Source organism: Streptomyces poriferorum (assembly GCF_019399235.1).
Taxonomy (GTDB): domain Bacteria; phylum Actinomycetota; class Actinomycetes; order Streptomycetales; family Streptomycetaceae; genus Streptomyces; species Streptomyces poriferorum.
The window spans coordinates 1-850 of the sequence record NZ_JAELVH010000621.1 but is presented as its reverse complement, the minus strand read 5'-3'; the positions used below and the strand labels follow the sequence as shown (position 1 = coordinate 850).

The following is an 850-nucleotide window of genomic DNA, read 5'->3' as shown; positions in this document are numbered from 1 at the left end:
CGCGGGCGAGGTCGAGCAGGACGTCGGTGTCGACGTCGAGGTCGATGCCCAGTTCGTTCTTGACTGCGGTGATCCATTCGTCCAGCACGGTCCCATGCTCCCTGATCCGGGCCCGGGCCGAAGCGATGTCCTCCCAGGTGTCGCAGTCGAACGAGGCGAGCGGGTCCGCCGTCACCCTGGAGAGCGCCAGTTCGTGGGTGAGCAACCGCAGGGGCAGGCCGGCCAGACTGCCGTGCTCGGTGGCGATGAGTGCCAGTTCGCGGCGCAGCGGCTCCGCGCGGTAGACGGCGACCAGCGCCTGGTCCCGGCCGACCCGGACCCCGGGCTTGTCGGCACCGCCGAGCCGCTTGGCGGCTCCTCCGGCGAGAACGATGGCGTCATACGCGGTCATGCCCCGAGTATGCGTGCCCACCATCCGGCGGCTCCTCCCGGTCCGCGCTCCGGTGGATAAGTGCAATCCAGGTCCCGGTGGATCGACGCAATCCACGTTCCGGTGGATCAACGCAATCCAGGTTCCGATGGATCAGCACAATCCAGGCCCCGGTGGATCAACGCGGAACGGGAGGGAGCCCCTCGGCACCGGAGCCCGTAACAGCCCCGCAGTGCCTTGCCGCGCCCGGCCTACAACGTCCGCAGCAGCAACGCCGGCTGTTCCACGCAGTCGGCCACGTAGCGCAGGAAGCCTCCCGCCGCGCCGCCGTCGCAGACCCGGTGGTCGAAGGTCAGGGACAGCTGGACGACCCGGCGCACGGCCAGTTCACCCTCGTGCACCCACGGCTTGGGGACGATCCGGCCGACGCCGAGCATCGCCGCCTCCGGGTGGTTGATGATCGGCGTCGATCCGTCGACG

The 850-nt window shown here is 69.9% G+C and carries 1 protein-coding gene and 1 pseudogene; both read right to left on the bottom strand.

Annotation, left to right across the window (positions count from 1 at the left end; all coding sequences use genetic code 11):
- Positions 1-391, bottom strand: a pseudogene (locus JGS39_RS40095) (molybdenum cofactor guanylyltransferase); the annotation flags it as partial.
- A gap of 230 nt (positions 392-621) precedes the next feature.
- Positions 622-850, bottom strand: a 229-nt coding sequence (locus JGS39_RS40090) for a 2-oxo acid dehydrogenase subunit E2 (RefSeq protein ID WP_219574665.1), incomplete at its 5' end; no start/stop codon positions are given.